This is a genomic window from Streptomyces sudanensis (genome assembly GCF_023614315.1).
GTDB classification, from domain to species: Bacteria; Actinomycetota; Actinomycetes; order Streptomycetales; family Streptomycetaceae; genus Streptomyces; species Streptomyces sudanensis.
This window is the reverse complement of sequence record NZ_CP095474.1, coordinates 4,643,875-4,648,532: the sequence shown is the minus strand read 5'-3', so window position 1 is coordinate 4,648,532 and position 4,658 is coordinate 4,643,875. Positions and strand designations below refer to the sequence as shown.

General features: G+C 74.0%; 1 protein-coding gene and 1 pseudogene. Both read right to left on the bottom strand.

The features are described from left to right. Positions 1-28: 28 nt before the first annotated feature. A partial coding sequence (locus MW084_RS21535) for a sensor histidine kinase (RefSeq protein WP_275563746.1) occupies positions 29-2,115 on the bottom strand: 2,087 nt, incomplete at its 3' end. An 887-nt stretch (positions 2,116-3,002) separates the two neighbouring features. Beyond that, a pseudogene (locus MW084_RS21525) lies at positions 3,003-4,658 on the bottom strand (coiled-coil domain-containing protein); the annotation flags it as partial.

Here is a 4,658-nt window from a genome sequence, read left to right as displayed (position 1 = left end):
CCGGCNGGAGCGGAAGAGGCCNAGGGGNCCGCCGTCCTCGTCGTCCCCGTGGCCGAGGTTGTCGTCCAGGTCGCCCAGGAGGTCGAGCGGACCTTCGAGTTCGACCGGTCCGTCGAGGACGGAGGACACCTGGGTGAACGTGGTCCGCCGGGCGGGGGCCTCCGCGCCGTCGCGGTCGGGGGTCTTGCGGTCCAGCCGGAACCCCGCGCCCTGCGTCTCGGGGGCGTCGGTGAGCAGTGCCGCCGGGATGAACACGACGGCGGTGGTGCCGCCGTACGGGGAGGGCTGGAGCGAGACCCGGACGTTCTGGCGCCGGGCGAGGCGGCTGACGACGAAGAGGCCCAGCCGGTCGGTGTCGGACAGTTCGAACTCGGGGGTCTCGGCGAGGCGGAGGTTCGCGTCGAGGAGGTCCTCGGGCGACATGCCGAGGCCCCGGTCGTGGATCTCCAGGGTGAAGCCGTTGGTGACGCGTTCGCCGTGGACCTGGGCCGCGGTGTGGGGCGGCGAGAAGGCCGTGGCGTTCTCGAGGAGTTCGGCGATGAGATGGGTCAGGTCCGCGACGGCGGGGCCGGCGACACCGATGCGCGGAAGGCGGCGGACCTCGATCCGCTCGTAGTCCTCGACCTCCGCGACCGCCGCCCGGACCACGTCCATGAGCTGCACGGGTTTGCGCCACTGCCGGGAGGGCGCGGCCCCGGAGAGGATCACCAGGCCCTCGGCGTGGCGCCGCATGCGGGTGGTGAGGTGGTCGAGGCGGAAGAGGTCGGCCAGTTCCTCGGCGTCCTCGGTGCGCCGCTCCATCGTGTCGAGGAGGGTGAGCTGGCGGTGGAGGAGGACCTGGTTGCGGCGGGCGAGGTTGACGAAGACCTCGGAGATGCCGCGCCGCATGTCGGCCTGCCTGACGGCGGCTTCGACGGCGGCCCGCTGGAGGGTGTTGAGCGCCTTGCCGACCTGGCCGATCTCGTCCTTGTCGTATTCCAGCTTCGGCACCTCGGTCTCGACGTCGACGTGCTCGCCGGCGGCGAGGCGGCGCATGACGCTGGGGAGCCTGAGGTCCGAGACGTCCTGCGCCTCCTTGCGGAGCCGGGTCAGGTCGCGGACGAGGCCGCGGCCCACGCGCACGGAGACGACGAGGGAGCACAGGACGGCGAGGAAGCCGAGGACGCCGGCGACGCCCGCCGTGGCGAGCACGCCGTACGCGGCGGGTTCGAGGCGCTTCTGGTAGCGGTCGCCCGCCAGCCGGTTCTCGGTGACGAGGCCGGCGAGGACGGTGCTCGCGGCCTCTTCCCAGCGGGTGGCGTCGACGGCGCGCGGGTCGTCGGCGGGCCCGGCGGCGATGACGGCCTCCTCGGCCTGGCGCAGCGGCTGCGTCTCGGGGCTGCTCCAGTACCGGCGGAAGATGTCGCGGTCGGTGGAGGGCAGCACCTCGAAGCTGAGCTCGTAGAGCTGGTGGCGGCGGGCGACGAGGTCGGAGACGAGGCGGACCTCCTCGGCGGTGAGGCGGTCCCCGACCAGCGAGGAGACCACCAGGGCGTCCTCCCGGGCGAGCATCTCGTGCGCGCGGGCGAGACCGATGAGGGCGCGCCCCTGCTTCTCCAGCTCGACGTTGTCGGTGGCGTGGATGTCGACGAAGAAGGTGTGGCAGGGGTCGATGAGGCGGTTGTAGAACCGGAGTGCCTGGAGGCGGTCGACGGCTCTGGTGTCGATCGAGTGGCGCAGCGCCGCCAGCCCGTCGAACGCCGCGAGGAGCGGGGCGAGCCGCTGGGCCGTGGTGCCGTGCATGGCGTCGTCGAGGCGCGGGTCGCGGATCCGGGCGCGGATGGAGGCGATGGCCCGGTCGGTGGCCGCGCGGTCGCGGCGCAGGGTGTCGAGGACGTCGGCGGTGCGCGGGTCGGCCAGGTAGAGGAGGCTCTGGCGGCGTTCCTGCTGGATGACGCGGACGGTCTCTCCCAGGGGGTACCCGATCCTGTGCATGACCTGGCCGACCTCGAGGAGGTGGCCGGCCTCGCGGCCGGTGAGGACGGTCGCGAACCCCCAGAGGCCGATGAGGGACAGGAGCGGGACGAGCAGCAGCGCCACGATCTTCCTGCGGATCGACTTCCCGCGAAAGCCCATGGCCTCCCCCAGCTCACCCGGCCGCCCGGCGCGGCGCGAGGTGCACACATCAACTCACCAACAAACGGCGTGAGCCTACTACTGTCGTCGGGGCGACCTGAAGGTTCACTCAGTCGTTTTTCAGCCGCCGCACATGCTTTTGATCATCGCTTGTCCCGGTATCAAAGGAGTTGGCGAATCGGGTGTATCAGAAGGCGCCTGACGAGGTGTCATTTCCGGCACTACGCCGGATGGCTGGAATTACACCTTCCGGGAATCTTCCCGCACGATGTCGCGTCTATGTGTACGGGCGGCGGGGACTCCCGGCGTGGATCCGCTCAGCACGGGCAGTCGCCCTGATGTCGGTTCGAGCGGTGGGGAGGGACGGCGGATGAGCACCGGACGGCGCGAACTGTGGGTGGAGGAACCGGTCGGACGGCGCAGACTGCCCGATCCGGTGCGCAGGGCGGCGGTGCGGGCCGGGCTGATCATCGCGCTGACGCTGATCCAGGCCGTCGCGGCGTACCTGTTCACGCTCGCGGGGGTCTGGTCGGCGTTTCCCCTGGTGCTGAGCAGCGTGGGCAGCACGGTGGTGGCGACCTGGTCGGTGCTCGACGTGTGGGTGACGCGGCAGGTCTGGAAGCAGCGGTACGGGGTGGTGTCCGAGCCGAGCAGCACGGCCCGGCAGTTGCGGCGGGAGCGGCGCACGGCCCGGCGGGCCGCCCGGCACGCCGCGCGCATACGCAAGCGGCGGGAGCGGGCCGCCGGGCGGCCGGCGCGCGCTTCCGCCGCGCGGGTGCCGNCCGTCCCNGGCCGGTGAGGCTCCGGCCGGGGACGTGGCACAGGAGGCGGTGCGCGGCATGCCGGGGCGGGGCGAGCTGTCCCGGGCGTGACGGCCGCGGGGCCGGTCAGCCGGCGTCGTGCCGCCGGGGCGCCGGGGTCGCGTCCCGCTTGAACATGCGGGTCGCGGTGATCTCGCCGTGCACCGCCGGCTCCCCTTCCCTCGGCGGCTGCGGCAGGCCGGGCCGCAGGTGTTCCTCGACGCTGATGTACTTCAGGCCGGCCCTCAGGTCCGCGTCGTTGCGCAACCTGATCACCAGCGGGAACTCCGCGAGCGCCGTCGTGTCGAACAGTCCGGTGGTGTACAGCAGCTGGACCCCGAGCGCGTCGGCCACGGCGCGCTGGAGCTCCAGCAGGTAGGTGGCGTTGGCCCGGCCGATGGGGTTGTCGAGGAAGAGCGTGCCGGCGTGCCGGTGCCGGTCGCGGCCCCGGTCGTTGCTGCGGAGCGCGGCCATGGTGCAGTACAGGGCGATGGCGGCGGTGAGCAGCTGGCCGCCGGAGAACACGTCCCCCATCTGCCCGACGGGAACGCGCTCGGCGCGCAGCACCGCGTCCGGCTTGAGGATCTCGACGGCGACGCCCCTGGGCTGGAGGGCGGCGTGGACGCCGCGCAGCAGCAGGGACATGCCGTCGCGCCGCAGGTCGGAGTTCTTCCTGACCGCGGCGCGGGTCGCCTCGTCGACGACCTCGCCCAGGCGCTCGACGAGCGTCGCCTGGTCCGGCTCCTCGAAGCGGATGCGGAGGAACTCCTGGCCCGACCACTCGCCGAGCCCCTCGGGGAGGCGGGAGAGCCGCTGGGCGGAGCGGAGCGTCGCCAGCGCCGACTCGACGAGGCCGCGCAGCCGGTCGACGATCGAGTCGCGGTTGCGCTCCAGCTGGGCCAGTTCGTCGGTGAGGACGCGCAGGCGCGGGGCGAACGCCTCGGCCCACCGGGCGGCGTGCTCCGGCAGCGCGGACGCGGGCAGTTCGCGGATCTGCTGCCGTGCCGGGGTGCGCACCTGCTCGTAGCGGGTGGAGTTGGCGTGCCGCACCAGGACGTCGCACGCCTCCCGTACGGCGGTCTCGGCGGCGGACAGGTCGGCGGCGCAGCCGCGCAGGGAGCGCCGGGCCTCGGCGGCGGCCTGGCGGGCCTCCTCCAGTGAGCCGGCGTGGGGCTGCGTCTCCTGCGGCTCGTCCTCGGCCTGGTCGCGCAGCAGGTCGCGCAGGAGCGCGGCCAGTTCGTCGAAGGCGCCCGCGGCGTCCTCGGCGGCGCGGTGCGCCCGCTGGAGGTGCGCGTGGGTGGCGCGGGCCGTCTCCAGGTCGTCGGTGCGGGCGGCGAGGTCGCCGGTGGCCGTGCGCAGCAGGGCCTGGGCCTGCTCGGCGCCGGAGGGGACCAGCCGCTCGGGCAGTTCGGTGTGGGCGTCGCCGTCGGCGGGAGCGAGCCGCTCGGCCTCGCCGCGCAGCCGGCCCAGCTTCTCGCTGGCCTCGGACGCCCGGGACTCCAGCAGCTGGACGAGCGCCTCGGCGCGGGCCGCGGCGGCCTGGCGGGAGGGGCCGTCGGCGCCCTCGGGGCCGTCGAGGAGCTGGGCGGCGCGGGTGCGGACCTTGTTGGTGAGGCGGTCCAGTTCGGCGAGGGCGGCGCCCTCGTCGCTCTCGGCGCGGGCCTGCTCGGCGCGCAGGTCGGCGCCGACGCCCACCTTCTCGTACAGCTGGGACGCGGCCCGGTACGCCTCGCGGAGGGCGGG